The 14,354-nt window shown below is 69.3% G+C and carries 16 protein-coding genes and 1 riboswitch; of the genes, 4 read left to right on the top strand and 12 right to left on the bottom strand.

Annotation, left to right across the window (positions count from 1 at the left end):
* Window positions 1–21 precede the first annotated feature (21 nt).
* The 10 genes from GJG85_RS02030 to GJG85_RS01985 form a co-directional block, all read right to left on the bottom strand.
* Window positions 22–297 carry an STAS domain-containing protein gene (locus GJG85_RS02030; protein WP_050013131.1) on the bottom strand — a complete coding sequence of 92 codons (276 nt, stop codon included), beginning with the start codon at window positions 295–297 and terminating at the stop codon, window positions 22–24.
* Window positions 294–923, bottom strand: coding sequence for an ABC transporter substrate-binding protein (locus GJG85_RS02025; protein ID WP_050013177.1), 630 nt, complete (start codon window positions 921–923; stop codon window positions 294–296). Before GJG85_RS02025 ends, GJG85_RS02030 begins: the two co-directional genes overlap by 4 nt.
* A 111-nt stretch (window positions 924–1,034) precedes the next feature.
* Window positions 1,035–1,997 (bottom strand): VacJ family lipoprotein, encoded by a 963-nt coding sequence (locus tag GJG85_RS02020; RefSeq protein WP_050013178.1) that lies wholly within the window; start codon window positions 1,995–1,997, stop codon window positions 1,035–1,037.
* Between the two features lie 30 nt (window positions 1,998–2,027).
* Window positions 2,028–2,588 carry an outer membrane lipid asymmetry maintenance protein MlaD gene (gene mlaD, locus GJG85_RS02015; RefSeq protein WP_050013132.1) on the bottom strand — a complete coding sequence of 187 codons (561 nt, stop codon included), beginning with the start codon at window positions 2,586–2,588 and terminating at the stop codon, window positions 2,028–2,030.
* Between the two features lie 24 nt (window positions 2,589–2,612).
* Window positions 2,613–3,380, bottom strand: a complete 768-nt coding sequence (gene mlaE, locus GJG85_RS02010) for a lipid asymmetry maintenance ABC transporter permease subunit MlaE (RefSeq protein WP_050013133.1) — start codon at window positions 3,378–3,380, stop codon at window positions 2,613–2,615.
* The gene (locus GJG85_RS02005) at window positions 3,377–4,198 is read right to left on the bottom strand and encodes an ABC transporter ATP-binding protein (protein ID WP_050013134.1); all 822 of its coding nucleotides are present in this window, start codon (window positions 4,196–4,198) and stop codon (window positions 3,377–3,379) included. The genes mlaE and GJG85_RS02005 overlap by 4 nt, the downstream gene beginning before the upstream one ends.
* Window positions 4,199–4,282: 84 nt before the next feature.
* A complete protein-coding gene (gene thiE, locus GJG85_RS02000) occupies window positions 4,283–5,407 on the bottom strand; it encodes a thiamine phosphate synthase (protein WP_063772886.1) in 1,125 nt (374 codons plus the stop codon).
* On the bottom strand, window positions 5,404–6,219 hold the full coding sequence (locus GJG85_RS01995) for a thiazole synthase (RefSeq protein ID WP_011546614.1): 816 nt from the start codon (window positions 6,217–6,219) through the stop codon (window positions 5,404–5,406). The genes thiE and GJG85_RS01995 overlap by 4 nt, the downstream gene beginning before the upstream one ends.
* A 38-nt stretch (window positions 6,220–6,257) precedes the next feature.
* Window positions 6,258–6,455: a sulfur carrier protein ThiS gene (gene thiS, locus GJG85_RS01990; protein ID WP_027783340.1), complete on the bottom strand. Its 198-nt coding sequence runs from the start codon at window positions 6,453–6,455 to the stop codon at window positions 6,258–6,260.
* A gap of 32 nt (window positions 6,456–6,487) precedes the next feature.
* A complete protein-coding gene (locus GJG85_RS01985; RefSeq protein WP_204383565.1) occupies window positions 6,488–7,624 on the bottom strand; it encodes an FAD-dependent oxidoreductase in 1,137 nt (378 codons plus the stop codon).
* Between the two features lie 225 nt (window positions 7,625–7,849).
* A riboswitch (TPP riboswitch) is annotated at window positions 7,850–7,973 on the bottom strand.
* 270 nt (window positions 7,974–8,243) lie between these two features.
* On the opposite strand from GJG85_RS01985, the gene GJG85_RS01980 reads away from it, so the two are divergent.
* The 4 genes from GJG85_RS01980 to GJG85_RS01965 all read left to right on the top strand — a co-directional run bounded on the left by GJG85_RS01980 (window position 8,244) and on the right by GJG85_RS01965 (window position 13,488).
* Window positions 8,244–10,013, top strand: a complete 1,770-nt coding sequence (locus GJG85_RS01980) for an ABC transporter ATP-binding protein/permease (protein ID WP_050013136.1) — start codon at window positions 8,244–8,246, stop codon at window positions 10,011–10,013.
* A complete protein-coding gene (locus GJG85_RS01975) occupies window positions 10,010–10,786 on the top strand; it encodes an SDR family oxidoreductase (protein ID WP_050013137.1) in 777 nt (258 codons plus the stop codon). Before GJG85_RS01980 ends, GJG85_RS01975 begins: the two co-directional genes overlap by 4 nt.
* Window positions 10,787–10,916: 130 nt before the next feature.
* Window positions 10,917–12,179, top strand: a complete 1,263-nt coding sequence (locus tag GJG85_RS01970) for an MFS transporter (protein ID WP_089488083.1) — start codon at window positions 10,917–10,919, stop codon at window positions 12,177–12,179.
* Window positions 12,180–12,204: 25 nt separating this feature from the next.
* Complete coding sequence (locus GJG85_RS01965) at window positions 12,205–13,488, top strand: D-amino acid dehydrogenase (RefSeq protein ID WP_089488082.1); 1,284 nt, start codon at window positions 12,205–12,207, stop codon at window positions 13,486–13,488.
* A gap of 78 nt (window positions 13,489–13,566) precedes the next feature.
* Here the strand turns inward: GJG85_RS01965 and thpR are convergent, their stop codons facing one another.
* Window positions 13,567–14,136, bottom strand: coding sequence for an RNA 2',3'-cyclic phosphodiesterase (thpR, locus tag GJG85_RS01960; protein WP_089488081.1), 570 nt, complete (start codon window positions 14,134–14,136; stop codon window positions 13,567–13,569).
* Window positions 14,133–14,267, bottom strand: coding sequence for a hypothetical protein (locus GJG85_RS35195; RefSeq protein ID WP_275564758.1), 135 nt, complete (start codon window positions 14,265–14,267; stop codon window positions 14,133–14,135). Before GJG85_RS35195 ends, thpR begins: the two co-directional genes overlap by 4 nt.
* Window positions 14,268–14,354: the final 87 nt, after the last annotated feature.

The following is a 14,354-nucleotide window of genomic DNA, read 5'->3' as shown; positions in this document are numbered from 1 at the left end:
GCAGGCGTCGATCGGACAGCGTCAATGTCGGCCGGTGCCTTCGATGAGCGCGTCGACGCCGTACGCGCGCGCGAGGCTGGCGAGCTTCGGAGGGAGATTGAGGATGTCGAGAGCTGCGCCGCGCGTTTTGGCGGCACGTTGCCATGCGAGCAGCACGGCGAGCGCGGACGAATCGAACTGCGTGAGCGCCGCGCAATCGACGGCGGTCGCGCCCGCGCCGATGCGCGCAAGACCGTCCGCGAGCGCGGACTTCGCGCTCGCGACGGTCAGCGAGGAGCCGGCTTCGAAGCCGCTCACGACGCTTGCTTGCCGGCGGCAAGTTGCTGGTTGCGCTGCGTCAGGAACTGGATCAGCCCTTCGACGCCGCTTTGCTGGATCTTCTCGTTGAACTGCTGCTGGTACGTCTGGATCAGCCACGCGCCGAGTACGTTCAGGTCATACACCTTCCAGCCGTTCGCCGTCTTGTACAGGCGGTAGTCGATCTGGACCGGCTGGCCGTTGTTCATCGCGACCGTCTTCACGACGACGTCGGTGTCGGCCGGATCGGCGCGGAACGGCGGGTACTGGATCTGCTGGTCCGGCTTCAGCTGCGCGAGCGCACCCGAATACGTGCGGATCAGCAGCAGCTTGAACTGCTCCTGAACCTGCTGTTGCTGCTCGGCCGTCGCGGTGCGCCAGTTGCGGCCCATCGCGAGCTGCGTGGTGCGGCGGAAATCGGTGTACGGCAGGATGTCCTTGTTGACGATCGTGATGATGCGATTGGTGTCGCCCTGCTTGATCGTCTGCTGCTTGACTTCGTCGAGCACCTGCTGCGTCGCCGTCTTGATCAGCGCCTGCGGGTTCGACTGGTCGACTTGCGCGTGAGCCGCGCTGCCGAACGAGAACAGCGCCGCGAAAACGGGGATCAGGAACAGTTTTTTCATCATAGTGGCCTGCATGAATGAGTCGATGCGAAGGTTGGAGCAGGTAGCTTACGCGCAAGTTCGCATACGCTACCGACTGAATCGTTTCCGGCTGTAACGAATGTAAATCCGTCAGTGCAGCCGGATGCTCGGGAACCGGAACCCGCCCGGCGACGGAGGCGCCACCTGCATCGCCGGCACGTTCGTCTCGCTGGCCGGGTTCGGCGATTCGGCCGTGCCCGAGGCCGGCGCAGCAACCGCCGCGCCCGACGCGGGCGCCGGCGCCGCGCCGCCCACCGCTGCCGCGCCCGCCGTACCGGCCGCGCCGGCTGCCGCCGGTGCCGCGCCGTCTTCCGGCAGGTCGTACTTCGGCAGCGCGTCGTTGCTCGACGTCGCGGCGGCCTCGCCGCGCGCGTTGCTGATCAGCATCTGGCGACGCTGCAGGTACGCGTTGCGCACGAACGAATACTTGTCGAGCGCCGCGGCATCCAGCACGTCGCCCGCGCCGAGCAGGTTCGAGCGCGTGTTGACCAGGTTCACGCCGAACAGGCCCCAGCTCAGGCCGTCCGGCTTCACGTAGGTGAGCGGGTTGCCGACGTAGTCGACGCCGAGGCCAGCCGTGTCGCGCAGCGTGCTCGGCCCAAGCAGCGGCAGGACGAGATACGGGCCCGACGGCATCCCGTAGCGGCCCATCGTGATCCCGAAGTCGGCCGTGTGCTTCGGCAGCTTCGCGATCGTCGCGACGTCGAACAGGCCGCCGACGCCGAACACCGTGTTGATCACGACGCGCATGATGTCGCCGACGCCGTCCGCGATCCGCAACTGCACGATGTTGTTCGCCGCGATGTAGACGTCGCCGATGTTCGAGAAGAAGTTCGTCACGCTGTCGCGCACCGGCTGCGGCACCACGTACTGATAGCCCTTCGCGACCGGCTTCAGCGCGTACGTATCGACGGTGTCGTTGAACTTGTACATCGTCCGGTTGAAGCCTTCGAGCGGATCGCCCTTGGTCGGCGTCTGCACGGTCGCGCAGCCGCTCAACGCGGCGACTGCCGCCATCGCCAGCGCGGCGTGCCTGATGCGGATCGTGTGCATGGTCATTCCCTCTTGTTTTCTCTCGTGTGGTTATTGGCCGGCCGAACCGGACACCGCCGATGCCGGCACCGCCACTGGTGCGGGCGCGGCGGGTGCGGCGGGCGCGCCCGATGCCGGCTTCGCACCGCCCGCATCGGCGGCCTTGCTGTACAGGAACTGGCCGATCAGGTTCTCGAGCACGATCGCCGATTGCGTCATCGTGATCGTATCGCCCGCCTTCAGCATTTCGGTGTCGCCGCCCGGCTCGAGGCCGATATATTGCTCGCCGAGCAGGCCCGACGTCAGGATCTTCGCCGACGAATCCTTCGGGAACGGGTACTGGCCGTCGACGTCGATCGTGACGAGCGCCTGGTACGTGTTCGTGTCGAAGCCGATCGACTTCACGCGGCCGACCACGACGCCCGCGCTCTTCACGGCCGCGCGCGGCTTCAGCCCGCCGATGTTGTCGAATTTCATCCTCACCGAGTAGGTCGGCTGAAACGACAGCGAGCTCATGTTGCCGACCTTCAGCGCCAGGAACAGCACCGCAAGGAAGCCCACCACCACGAACAGGCCGACCCAGAAGTCGAGAGCAGTCTTTTTCATCGTCATCCCAAAATTTGGCTTGGCTGAGGCTTAGCTGAACATCAGCGCGGTCAGCAGGAAATCGAGGCCGAGTACGGCGAGCGACGCGAACACGACCGTCTTGGTGGTCGCGCGCGACACGCCTTCGGGCGTGGGCTTCGCTTCATACCCTTGAAACAGTGCAATGAAGGTCACGGCGAACCCGAACACGATGCTCTTGATCACGCCGTTGCCGACGTCGGCCCAGACCTGGACCCCGCCCTGCATCTGCGACCAGAACGCGCCCGGATCGACGCCGATCAGCACGACGCCGACGAAGTAACCGCCGAGCACGCCGACCGCGTTGAAGATCGCGGCCAGCAGCGGCATCGCGATGATGCCCGCCCACATGCGCGGCGCAATCACGTTCTTGATCGGGTCGACCGCCATCATCTCGAGCGCGGTGAGTTGCTCGCCGGCCTTCATCAGGCCGATCTCGGCCGTCAGCGACGTGCCCGCGCGGCCCGCGAACAACAGCGCGGTGACGACGGGGCCGAGCTCGCGCACGAGCGACAGCGCGACCAGCAGGCCGAGCGCCTGCTCGGAACCATAGCGGTTCAGCGTGTAATACCCCTGCAGGCCGAGCACGAAGCCGACGAACAGCCCCGACACGGCAATGATCACGAACGAATAGTTGCCGAGGAAATGGATCTGCTTCGTGACCAGCCGCGGCCGGCGCAGCAGCGGGAAGAATTCCAGCACGAGGCGCACGAACAGGCGCGTGCCGTAGCCCGCCCGCTCGAGGCCGCCGATGACGTAACGTCCGATCGCGCTGATCATGCGCGCCCTCCGCCGAGGCCGAAATCCGCTGCTAGCGGCGGGCTCGTGTAATGAAATTTGAACGGGCCGTCCGGCGCGCCGTCGATGAATTGCCGCACGCTCGGATCGGTCGACGCGCGCAGCTCGTCTGGCGTGCCCTGCGCAAGCACGCCGCCGTTGGCCAGAAAATACACGTAGTCGGCGATCGCGAACGATTCCGGCACGTCGTGCGTGACGAGGATCGACGTCGCGCCGAGCGCCTCGTTCAGCGTGCGGATCAGGTTCGCGGTGATGCCGAGCGAAATCGGATCGAGGCCCGCGAACGGCTCGTCGTACATGATGAGCTGCGGATCGAGCGCGATCGCGCGCGCCAGCGCGATGCGGCGCGCCATCCCGCCCGACACCTCGGACGGCATCAGGTCGCGCGCACCACGCAGCCCGACCGCGTTCAGCTTCATCAGCACCAGATCGCGGATCAGGTCTTCGGGCAGGTCGGTATGCTCGCGCAGCGCGAACGCGACGTTCTCGAACACCGACATGTCGGTGAACAACGCGCCGAACTGGAACAGCATGCCCATCTTGCGGCGCAGCGCATACAGGCCGTCGCGCGTTTGCGCGCCGACGTCGGCGCCGTCGAACAGCACCTGGCCGCGGTTCGCGCGCACGAGGCCGCCGATCAGGCGCAGCACGGTGGTCTTGCCGCAACCCGAGCCGCCCATGACCGCGACGACCTGCCCGCGCCCGAAGCGCAGGTTCAGGTTGGACAGGACGAGGCGGTCGCCGTAGCCGAAGTCGACGTCGCGAAGTTCCAGCAGGGTCTCGGTAGGAGTGGGGCTCACGGAGCTGACAGTCCTTTTACGCAGAACGCCGAATTATAGGGCCTGCATTGGAATGATGTCGTGACGCCGTTCCGGGCCCTGCGGTCAATGATTGTCAAATTGTCGGGCAAAGCACTGCTGCAGCGCAACAAGCGCCGTCCGATAGTCGTCCGCGCCCGTGACCGCGCTGACCACCGCGACGCTGCCGACGCCCGTCGCCAGCACGGCCGGCAGCGTGTCGAGCCCGACCCCGCCGATCGCAACGAGCGGCGCGCTCGCGCCGGCGAAGCGCGCGTAGCGGGCAATCCGGGCGAGGCCCTGCGGCGGCGCGGCGACGGCCTTGGTGGCGGTCGCGTACACGGGGCCGAGCGCGAGATAGCTCGGCCGCTCGTGCAGCGCCCGCAACACCTCGTAATAACCGTGGCTCGACAGTCCGAGCCGCAGGCCCGCGCGCGCGATCGCTGCCAGATCGGCCGTTTCGAGGTCCTCCTGGCCGAGATGCACGCCGTATGCGCCTTCTTCTGCAGCGATTTGCCAGTGATCGTTGATGAACACGCGCGCATCGGGATAGCGGCGCCCGGCCGCGACCGCGCGCGCGATTTCCCGGCGTAGCGCGTCCGGCGTCGCGTCCTTCACGCGCAGTTGCACGGTTCGCGCGCCGCCGTCGAGCACGCGCTCGACCCATTCGGCGCTCGGCACGACCGGATAGAGGCCGAGCCGCGCGGGACACGGCGCAAATGCCGGTTCCGGCGCAGGCGGCAGCCCGGCGACGCGCGGGAATTGCGCGGCATCGACCGGCCATGCATCGGCGGCGCCCGTCTCGTCGCCGTCGCGCCACGCCAGCGCGAGCACCAGCGCGTCGACCGGCGCGAAGCCGCAATCGAGGAAAGCGGCGAGCGCCGCGATCCAGTCGTCCGCGAGCGGATGCGCGGCGTCGAGCGCGTAGCGCACGCCGGCCGCATGCAGCACGGCGCCCTGCTCGTCGAATTCGATCGCCACCGCGTCCGGCGACGCAGGCCGCGACACGGCCGACGCGCGCGCCTGCGCGGCACGATCGCCGGCCGACACGATCAGCACGTCGCCGTCGGCGGGCACGTCAGGCGCCGCCACGCAGAGCCGCCACGGCGCCGCGCCGTCCGGCCAGTCGCCGAGCCGCGCGCGAATCCGCTCGGCCGCTTCGGCCAGCTCGTCGGCCGGCGGCCAGAACGCATCGGCGAAACGCGCGCTCATGCGCCGCCCCCATCCTGGTGCCAGAACGGCATCCCGACGACCGGCGTGCTCGCGTGCGCGGTGTCGCGCGCATCCATCGGGCCGGCGAGATACGCGGCGCGGCCGGCCTCGACGCCCTGCGCGAACGCGCGCGCCATGATCTCCGGATGCGTGGCCTGCGACACGGCCGTGTTCAGCAGCACGCCGTCGAAGCCCCATTCCATCACCTGGCACGCGTGCGACGGCACGCCGAGCCCGGCGTCGACGATCAGCGGCACGTCCGGCAGCCGTTCGCGCAGCACGCGCAGCCCGTACGGATTCACGACGCCCTTGCCGGTGCCGATCGGCGCGCCCCACGGCATCAGCGCCTCGCAGCCGACGTCGAGCAGGCGCCGGCCGATCACGAGATCCTCGGTGCAGTACGGCAGCACCTTGAAGCCGTCCTTGACCAGTTGCGCGGCGGCCTCGATCAACCCGACCGGGTCGGGCTGCAGCGTGTAGTCGTCGCCGATCAGTTCGAGCTTGATCCAGTCGGTATCGAATACCTCGCGCGCCATGTGCGCGGTCGTCACCGCTTCGGCGACGGTCTGACAGCCGGCCGTATTCGGCAGCAGCGGCACCGCGTGGCGCTTGAGCAGGTCGAAGAAGCCGGCTTCGGCGGTGCCGCCCGTCATCTGGCGGCGCAGCGCGACCGTCACCATCCCGGGACGCGACGCGGCGATCGAATCGGACAGCGACTGCAGCGACGGATAGCGCGACGTGCCGAGCAGCACGCGGCTTGCGAAAGTTTCGCCGTACAGCGTCAGCGCATCGGCGGAGGGGTGGGACGTCATGTCGTTTTCCTGGAAGAGCGGGGACGGACCGGCGGCGCTCAGCCGCCCGCAACGGGGTGCACGACGTCGAGCTTGTCGCCCGCCGCGAGCGCGCGCGCCGCATGCTGCGTGCGCGCGACGAAGTTGCCGTTCAACGCCACCGCGTACGGCGGACGCGCGCCGTACGCGGCCAGCGCGTCGGCCACGGTCGCGCCGTCGGGCAACGTCAGGGTCTGTTGATTGATCTGGATATCCATGAGGCTCGGTCGGATTCGGTCGGCGGCGCGCGTCAGGCCGGCTGGCGCGCGTCGTTGCGGTGATGAAGCAGCGTCGGCCAGCGCGCGGCGTCGCGCCACGCGGCGAACGCGTCGGGATTGCCGAGCGCGCCGCCGAGCGCGGCCTGCGCGAACGCGACGGCCGCGTGCGCGACTTCCGGCGCGATCATGAAGCCGTGCCGGTACAGGCCGTTGACGGCGAGCGTCGACGCGCCGTCCCAGATCACCGCCGGGCGATGATCGGGCAGCGTCGGCCGGCACTGCGCGTTGAGTTCGAGGATGCGCGCCTCGCCGAACGCCGGATGCACGGAAAACGCCGCGCTCAGCAGTTCGAGCGCGGAGCGCACGCTGACGGGCGACATGTCCTCGCCCTCCACCTCGGTCGCGCCGATCACATAGAGATCGTCCTGCTTCGGCGCGACGTACAGCGGGTAGCGCGGATGCAGCAGCCGCACGGGCCGGGTGAGCCCGATGCCGGGCGCGTGCACGCGCGCGACTTCGCCGCGGATGCCGCGCAGCGCAGGCAGCGCGGGTTTCGCGCCGAGCCCGCGGCAATCGATCGTGAAATGCGCGGCGGGCAGGTTCGCGTCGTCGACCGGCGTGTGCCAGTGCAGCGCGACGCCGCGTTCGGCGAGGCCCGCCGCGAGCGCGCGCAGCGCCTGGCGATTGTCGAGCTGGCCTTCGCGCGGCAGCAGCAGCCCGCGCGCGAAGCGGCCCGCGAGCGCGGGTTCGGCCGCGTCGACCTGCGCACCGGCCAGCGTCACGAAGCCGCCGTCGAACAAGTCGGCCGGCGCATTCGCGCGCACGCGCCGCTCGAACAACGGCGCCTCCGCGCGGTCCGCGTGATGCCAGACGACGAGCGTGCCGTGCTGCTGGAAGAAGACGGGTTCGGGCAGTTCCGCGAGCCACTGCGGCCAGCGCGCGAGCGACGCGGCGCCGAGCTCGGTGATCAGCAGCTCCGCGCTGGCGGCTTCCGCGAGCGGCGCGAGCATCGCGGCCGCGATCCACGCGGCCGACTGCTCGCCGTCGGGGCCGCCGCGCTCGTAAAGCGCGACGCGGTGCCCGTCGCCGGCGAGGCGCCACGCGATCAGGCGGCCGACGAGACCACCGCCGAGCACCGCGAAATCGGGCCGTGCATCGCGGACGTTCATCGCGCGCCCTCCGCGCGGTCACGCGCGACGAACGCCGACGCGCGCGCGCCGTTGCATGCGAACGCATGCGATATCGGGCCGGGGACCCTGCAAAAGACTGAAGATTGTGCGGCCATCATTCCTTCCGTAACGCGCAATGCGCGTACCCAAAAGGACGAAACCGGCAGCAAAGGCCGGCCGGGCGGGACTCGGGCGCTGATCATGTGGGATGGCGGCCAGCGCGGCCCGGCGGGATCAGAAACTTCCCTCGCCGGTATTACCCGGATCGGGTGCGAAGGGTCTTTCTCAGCCTCGCCGCGCTGCCCGGAACATCCGCCGGCCGCGCCACGAAGCACCCCTGTTTCGTCGTCGGCCATTAGACCATAAAAGCGGAAAGCGCCGCAAACTGTCCCCCTTGCGGCAATTTCGCCGGCGTGTCGCGCCGCTCTGGCACAATGCCCGCAGGCCGGCCGCGCGAGCGGCCGGTTGCCGCGTCACCGCCGGTTTTTAAGTGCCGTTTAAGACGCACGGGCGACCATCCGGACGCCCGCCGTCAGTCGGCGCCGCGCCCCGGCATGCCGTATCGCGGCGCGCGCCCGGTTTCGCCCGGCCCGCGCGCCGGCTCATCATCAGGAAGCACATGACCCAATCGATCGATCCCGTCCGCTCCGCCTCCGACGCGCCGCAGGACGAGCGCCCGGTATCCGCATGGAGCCTCATCAAGCCCTACTGGGTATCGTCCGAATGGAAAATCGCGTGGGGCCTGCTGGTCACGATCATCGCGATCAACCTCTGCGTGGTCTGGATCAACGTCCGGCTGAACAAATGGAACGCGCAGTTCTACAACGCGCTGCAGTCGAAGGACGTCCACGACTTCCCGAACCTGCTGATGCAGTTCTCCGCGCTCGCGTTCGCATTCATCATCCTCGCCGTGTACGGCCGCTACCTGCGGCAGATGCTCGGCTTCCGCTGGCGCCAGTGGCTCACCGACCGCTTCCTCGGCCAGTGGCTCGGCGACCGCGCGTTCTACCGGATCGAGCGTGACCGCCTCGCGGACAACCCCGACCAGCGGATCACCGACGACCTCCAGTCGTTCGCGACCACGACGCTCGCGCTGTCGCTCGACCTGCTGTCGACGGTCGTCACGCTCGTGTCGTTCATCACGATCCTGTGGTCGCTCGCCGGCGCGCTGACGTTCACGCTCGGCGCGACGCCGATCGCGATTCCCGGCTACATGGTGTGGGCGGCCGCGCTGTACGCGGTGGTCGGCTCGCTGATCATCCAGAAGGTCGGCCATCCGCTCGTGTCGATCAACTACCAGCAGCAGCGCGTCGAGGCCGATTTCCGCTTCGGGCTGATCCGCGTGCGCGAGAACGCCGAGCAGATCGCGTTCTACGACGGCGAGAAGACCGAGACCGGCAACGCGCAGACCCTCTTCATGCGCATCCGCGACAACTGGTGGCGCGTGATGAAGTACACGAAGCGGCTCACGTTCGTGCTGAGCTTCTACGGACAGATCGCGATCATCTTCCCGCTCGTCGTGGCCGCGCCGCGCTACTTTGCCGGTGCGTTCTCGTTCGGCGTGCTGATGCAGATCTCGTCCGCGTTCGGCACCGTCAGCGATTCGTTCTCGTGGTTCATCAACAGCTACTCGACCCTCGTCGAATGGCGCGCCACCGTCAACCGTCTGCGCGAATTCAAGCGCGTGATGGGCACGTCGCACCTGAAGGAAAGTCTGTCGCCCGCGACCGAGCACGGCGGCATCAACCTGCATTACGTCGACGCAGCGAAACTGTCCACGTCGTCGCTGAAGCTCGCGCTGCCGAACGGCAACGCGCTGGCGAACATCGGCGACGTCACGATCGAGCCCGGTTCGCGCTGGCTCGTGATCGGCAAGTCGGGTTCCGGCAAGAGCACGTTCATGCGCGCGCTCGCGGGCCTGTGGCCGTTCGGCGACGGCGCGATCGACGCGCCGGTCGGCGCGCGGATGATGTTCGTGCCGCAAACCAGCTACTTGCCGATCGGCACGCTGAAGGCCGCGCTCACCTATCCGGCGACGCCCGACGCGTTCAGCGACGAAGCGTGCCGCGATGCGCTGCGCGCGTGCCGCCTCGGGGATTACGTCGAGCGCCTCGACGAAACCGCGCACTGGACCCGCGTGCTGTCGCCGGGCGAACAGCAGCGCCTGGCCGGCGCGCGCGTGCTGCTGCACAAGCCCGACTTCCTGTTCCTCGACGAAGCGACCAGCGCGCTCGATGCCGACAACGAAGCGCGCCTCTATCACCTGTTCGCCGAACGGCTGCCGAAGGCCGCGATCGTCAGCATCGCGCACCGCGAATCGCTGGCCGCGTTCCATATCGGCACGATCAACGTCGAGCGCGTGAACGACGACGACAAGGTCGCTGCGTGAGCCCACGCGCCGCGCACCTCGTGCGGATTGCGCTGATCACCGGCGCAGGTGCGGGGATCGGCGCGGCGCTCGCGCGGCGGCTCGCGGCACCCGGCGTCGCGCTGGCGCTGCATGCGCGCGGCGCGGACGATGCGGCACGCGCACGGCTCGCCGACGTCGCACAAGCGTGCACGGCGGCCGGCGCGGAATGCCTGACGCTGACCGGCGATCTCGGCGAGCCGGGTATTGCCGCGACGCTCGTCGATGCCGTCGCCACCCGCTTCGGCCGGCTCGACCAGCTCGTCGCAAACGCCGGCTTCGCCGCGCGGCAATCCTTTTCCGATCTGTCCGCGGATGCGCTCGCGTCCGCGTTCGCGGTGATGCCTGGTGCGTTCTCCGCGCTCGCGGGCCGCGCGCGGCCGCTGCTCGAAGCGTCGGCCGCCCCGCGGATCGTCGCGGTCAGTTCGTTCGTCGCACACCGCTACCGCGCCGATGCGCCGTTCGCGGCGACCGCCGCCGCGAAGGCCGCGCTGGAATCGCTGGTGCGTAGCGCAGCCGCCGAATTCGCCGCGCCCGGCATCACCGTCAACGCGGTCGCACCGGGCTTCACGCGCAAGGACCACGGGCCGAGCGCCGGCAACGCCGCCGCGTGGGCGCAGGCCGAACAGGCGACGCCGCTCGGCCGCATCGCCGAACCCGACGACGTCGCCGCGCTGATCGCGTTCCTGCTGTCGGATGCGGCGCGGCAGATCACCGGCCAGGTCATCCACGTCGACGGCGGCCTGACGCTCTGACGCGTCTTTCCTCCTCCCCGCTTTCCCGCACGACCCTGCATCCGCCTTTTTGGCGCGCCGGAACGCGCCCGTAAAATAACCGCGACGCGACGCGGCAACGCGGGACGAGACAAGAGAGAGGGCGGCAAGCATGCAGGCATTCCAGTGGTTCAACGCATTGTCGACGCGCGAGCGCCGGACGCTGTACGCCGGATTCGGCGGCTATGCGGTCGATGCGTTCGACTTCATGATCTATTCGTTCCTGATTCCGACGCTGATCGCCAGCTGGGGCATGACGAAGAGCGAGGCCGGGATGATCGCGACCAGTTCGCTGATCTCGTCGGCGATCGGCGGCTGGGTCGCCGGCATCCTCGCCGACCGCTACGGCCGCGTGCGCGTGCTGCAGTGGACGATCGCGACGTTCGCGCTGTTCACGTGCCTGTCCGGCTTCACGCATTCGTTCTGGCAGCTCCTCGCCACGCGCACGCTGCAGGGTTTCGGCTTCGGCGGCGAATGGTCGGTCGTGACGATCATGATGGCCGAGACGATCCGCTCGCCCGAGCATCGCGCGAAGGCCGTCGGCACCGTGCAGAGCAGCTGGTCGTTCGGCTGGGGCGCGGCCGCGATCCTTTACTGGGCGTTCTTCGCACTGCTGCCCGAGCAGGTCGCGTGGCGCGCGTGCTTCTGGATCGGCATCGTGCCCGCGCTGTGGATCCTGTACATCCGCCGCAACGTCAGCGATCCCGACATCTACACGGCCACGCGCCGCGCGCGCGACGAAGGCCGTGTGTCGGGCCACTTCCTCGAAATCTTCTCGCCGCCGCACCTGCGCGCGACGCTGTTCGGCAGCGCGCTGTGCACCGGCATGCTCGGCGGCTACTACGCGATCACGACGTGGCTGCCCACCTATCTCAAAACCGTGCGTCACCTGTCGGTGTTCAACACGAGCGGCTATCTGGTCGTGCTGATCGTCGGCTCGTTCGTCGGCTACGTGGTCGGCGCGATCCTGTCCGACCGGCTCGGCCGCCGCGCGTCGTTCATCCTGTTCGCGATCGGGTCTTTCTCGCTCGGCATGGCGTACACGATGCTGCCGATCACCGATACCGCGATGCTGCTGCTCGGCTTTCCGCTCGGCATCGTCGTGCAAGGCATCTTCGCGGGCGTCGGCGCGTATCTGTCGGAGCTGTATCCGGGCGCGATCCGCGGCTCGGGCCAGGGCTTCTGCTACAACCTCGGCCGCGGGCTCGGCTCGTTCTTCCCGATCCTCGTCGGCGCGCTGTCGCAATCGATGTCGCTCGTGAAGGCGATCGGCCTCGTCGCGGGCGGCGGCTACCTGCTCGTGATCGTCGCGGCGCTCGTGCTGCCGGAAACGCGCGGCAAGTCGCTCGCCGACGATCCGGCCGTCGCGTCGTGAGCCACCGTTTCATCCCGGACACCGCATGCACGTGATCGTTCTCGGCGCCGGCGTGATCGGCGTCACCACCGCCTGGCACCTGCGCGAAGCAGGCTGCGACGTCACCGTGATCGAACGCGAGGCCGACGTCGCGCAAGCGACCAGCCTCGGCAACGCGGGCGTGATCGCACCCGGCTACGTGACGCCGTGGGCCGCGCCCGGGATGCCCGGCAAGATCCTCAAGTACCTGTTCAAGCCCGCGTCGCCGCTGATCTTCCGGCCGACGCTCGATGCCGCCCAGTGGCGCTGGATCGCGCGCTGGCTGCGCGAATGCGAGTTCGAGCGGTTCCGCGTGAACAAGCAGCGGATGCAGCGCATCGCGTATTACAGCCGCGCGTGCCTGCATGCGTTTCGCGAGCGCTATCCATTCGACTACGGCGCGAGCCGCGGTTACCTGCAACTGCTGCGCGGCGCGTTCGACGTCCAGATGGCGCAGCCCGCGCTGAAGGTGCTGCGCGATGCCGGCATCGCGTTTCGCGAACTGGACGCGGCCGGCTGCACCGCGATCGAGCCGGGCCTGCGCTGGGCCAGGCAGGCCCCCGTCGGCGGCATTTACCTGCCCGACGACGAAGCCGGCGACTGCGCGCGCTTCACCCGCGAACTGCGGACGCTGTGCGAGGCGAACGGCGTGACGTTCCGGTTCCGCACCGGCATTCGAGCGCTTGATGTCGCGGGCGGCAAGGTGCGCGGCGTGCGGGTCGACTCGCTCGAAGCAGGCGCGGCCGGTCAGCGCGATGCGCTGCTCGCTGCGGACGCGATCGTCGTCGCGCTCGGCGTCGACAGCGCTGGCCTGCTGCGACCGCACGGCATCGACGTGCCGCTGTATCCGGTGAAGGGCTACTCGGCCACGCTCGCGGTCGTCGACGACGAAAAGGCGCCAAGCGCCGCGCTGATGGACGAATCGCTGAAGACCGCGATCACGCGCTTCGGCCCGACGCTGCGCGTCGCGGGCACCGCGGAGCTCGGCAACCGCCGCGCGGCGCTGCGGCAGCAGGCGCTCGACACGCTGATGAAGGTGCTCGACGACTGGTTCCCGCATGCGGCCGACCGCGCGTCGGCGCGCTTCTGGGTCGGCCGCCGGCCGATGACGCCCGACGGGCCGCCGCTGCTCGGCGCGAGCGGGATCGAGGGTCTCTGGCTCAACGTCGGCCACGGCTCGACAGGCTGGGCAATGTCGATGGGGTCGGGAAAGGTGGTCGCGGATCTCGTCACCGGGCGCGTACCGGAGATCGATCTGGCCGGGCTGACGCTCGCGCGTTACGACCGGTAGTGCAGCCAGCGGGTCATGCCGTCGAAGCGATGCGCGGTCGCGACCGGCGGCATGGCGCGCGGTCGTCAGCGCGTGTCGCTACCGCGGCGGCGTCCGGCATTCGGCCGGGGCGATCGGCGCCGACACGATCGGCCGATGCGACACGCCCTCCTGCGACAGCCGGCTTTCGAACAACGTCAGCGCTTCGACGCGCACCTCGACAGGCCGCCCCGGCGCGCCGCCGTGCGCGGGCTGGCCGACCGCATCGTGCGGCAGGCGCGCGAGCGTCACGTGCGGCCGGAACGGCCGCCGATCGGCCGGCACGCCGAGTTCCTGCATCAGCGCCGCCAGCCCCGCATTCAGCGCGACGCAAGCGGCATCGGAAGCGAGCTCCGCAACGATCAGCCGCGCGCGCGGCAGGCTCGGCCACCACGCGATCCGCTCGACCGGCAACGACGGCAGCGCATGCGCGGCGGCGAGCGCGGGCAGGTACGCGGCCAGCGCGTCGCACCGCTCCCGCTCGATTGCGCCGATGAACGCGAGCGTCATGTGCAGTTGCGCGGGCAGTGTGCGCCGCGCGCCACGGGTGACCGGCAACGCGTGCAGCGCGTCGCGCGATGCCGCATCGGGCATCAGCGCGACGAACGCACGGAGCCGGTCGCCGTTCATGACTCGCGCACCGTCGCGCGCACTTCGGCCACCGCGTCGGCCGACGCCGGACGCTGCGGCAGCGCGATCGGCGCGTTGCTCCACAACACGCCGTTGACGGCGTCGATCAGCCGATGCGCGAATGTTTCCATCCAGAGCCCCCCGTAAATGAAATCCCCGATGTGATCAGATTAGGCGACATTAGGCGACACTCGACGGAAATGACGGGGCTGCGCCAG

It is taken from the genome of Burkholderia sp. MS389, from assembly GCF_016899425.1.
GTDB classification, from domain to species: Bacteria; Pseudomonadota; Gammaproteobacteria; order Burkholderiales; family Burkholderiaceae; genus Burkholderia; species Burkholderia sola.
The sequence above is the reverse complement of the archived record's forward strand: the minus strand, read 5'-3'. Positions and strand labels throughout refer to the sequence as shown.

What these genes read in the sequence shown, in the direction of transcription:
- GJG85_RS02025 (WP_050013177.1), bottom strand. Translation starts at nt 923, where the DNA reads ATGAAAAAACTGTTCCTGATCCCCGTTTTCGCGGCGCTGTTCTCGTTC.
- GJG85_RS02020 (WP_050013178.1), bottom strand. Translation starts at nt 1,997, where the DNA reads ATGCACACGATCCGCATCAGGCACGCCGCGCTGGCGATGGCGGCAGTC.
- mlaD (WP_050013132.1), bottom strand. Translation starts at nt 2,588, where the DNA reads ATGACGATGAAAAAGACTGCTCTCGACTTCTGGGTCGGCCTGTTCGTG.
- mlaE (WP_050013133.1), bottom strand. Translation starts at nt 3,380, where the DNA reads ATGATCAGCGCGATCGGACGTTACGTCATCGGCGGCCTCGAGCGGGCG.
- thiE (WP_063772886.1), bottom strand. Translation starts at nt 5,407, where the DNA reads ATGAGCGCGCGTTTCGCCGATGCGTTCTGGCCGCCGGCCGACGAGCTG.
- GJG85_RS01995 (WP_011546614.1), bottom strand. Translation starts at nt 6,219, where the DNA reads ATGACGTCCCACCCCTCCGCCGATGCGCTGACGCTGTACGGCGAAACT.
- thiS (WP_027783340.1), bottom strand. Translation starts at nt 6,455, where the DNA reads ATGGATATCCAGATCAATCAACAGACCCTGACGTTGCCCGACGGCGCG.
- GJG85_RS01985 (WP_204383565.1), bottom strand. Translation starts at nt 7,624, where the DNA reads ATGAACGTCCGCGATGCACGGCCCGATTTCGCGGTGCTCGGCGGTGGT.
- GJG85_RS01980 (WP_050013136.1), top strand. Translation starts at nt 8,244, where the DNA reads ATGACCCAATCGATCGATCCCGTCCGCTCCGCCTCCGACGCGCCGCAG.
- GJG85_RS01970 (WP_089488083.1), top strand. Translation starts at nt 10,917, where the DNA reads ATGCAGGCATTCCAGTGGTTCAACGCATTGTCGACGCGCGAGCGCCGG.
- GJG85_RS01965 (WP_089488082.1), top strand. Translation starts at nt 12,205, where the DNA reads ATGCACGTGATCGTTCTCGGCGCCGGCGTGATCGGCGTCACCACCGCC.
- thpR (WP_089488081.1), bottom strand. Translation starts at nt 14,136, where the DNA reads ATGAACGGCGACCGGCTCCGTGCGTTCGTCGCGCTGATGCCCGATGCG.
- GJG85_RS35195 (WP_275564758.1), bottom strand. Translation starts at nt 14,267, where the DNA reads ATGGAAACATTCGCGCATCGGCTGATCGACGCCGTCAACGGCGTGTTG.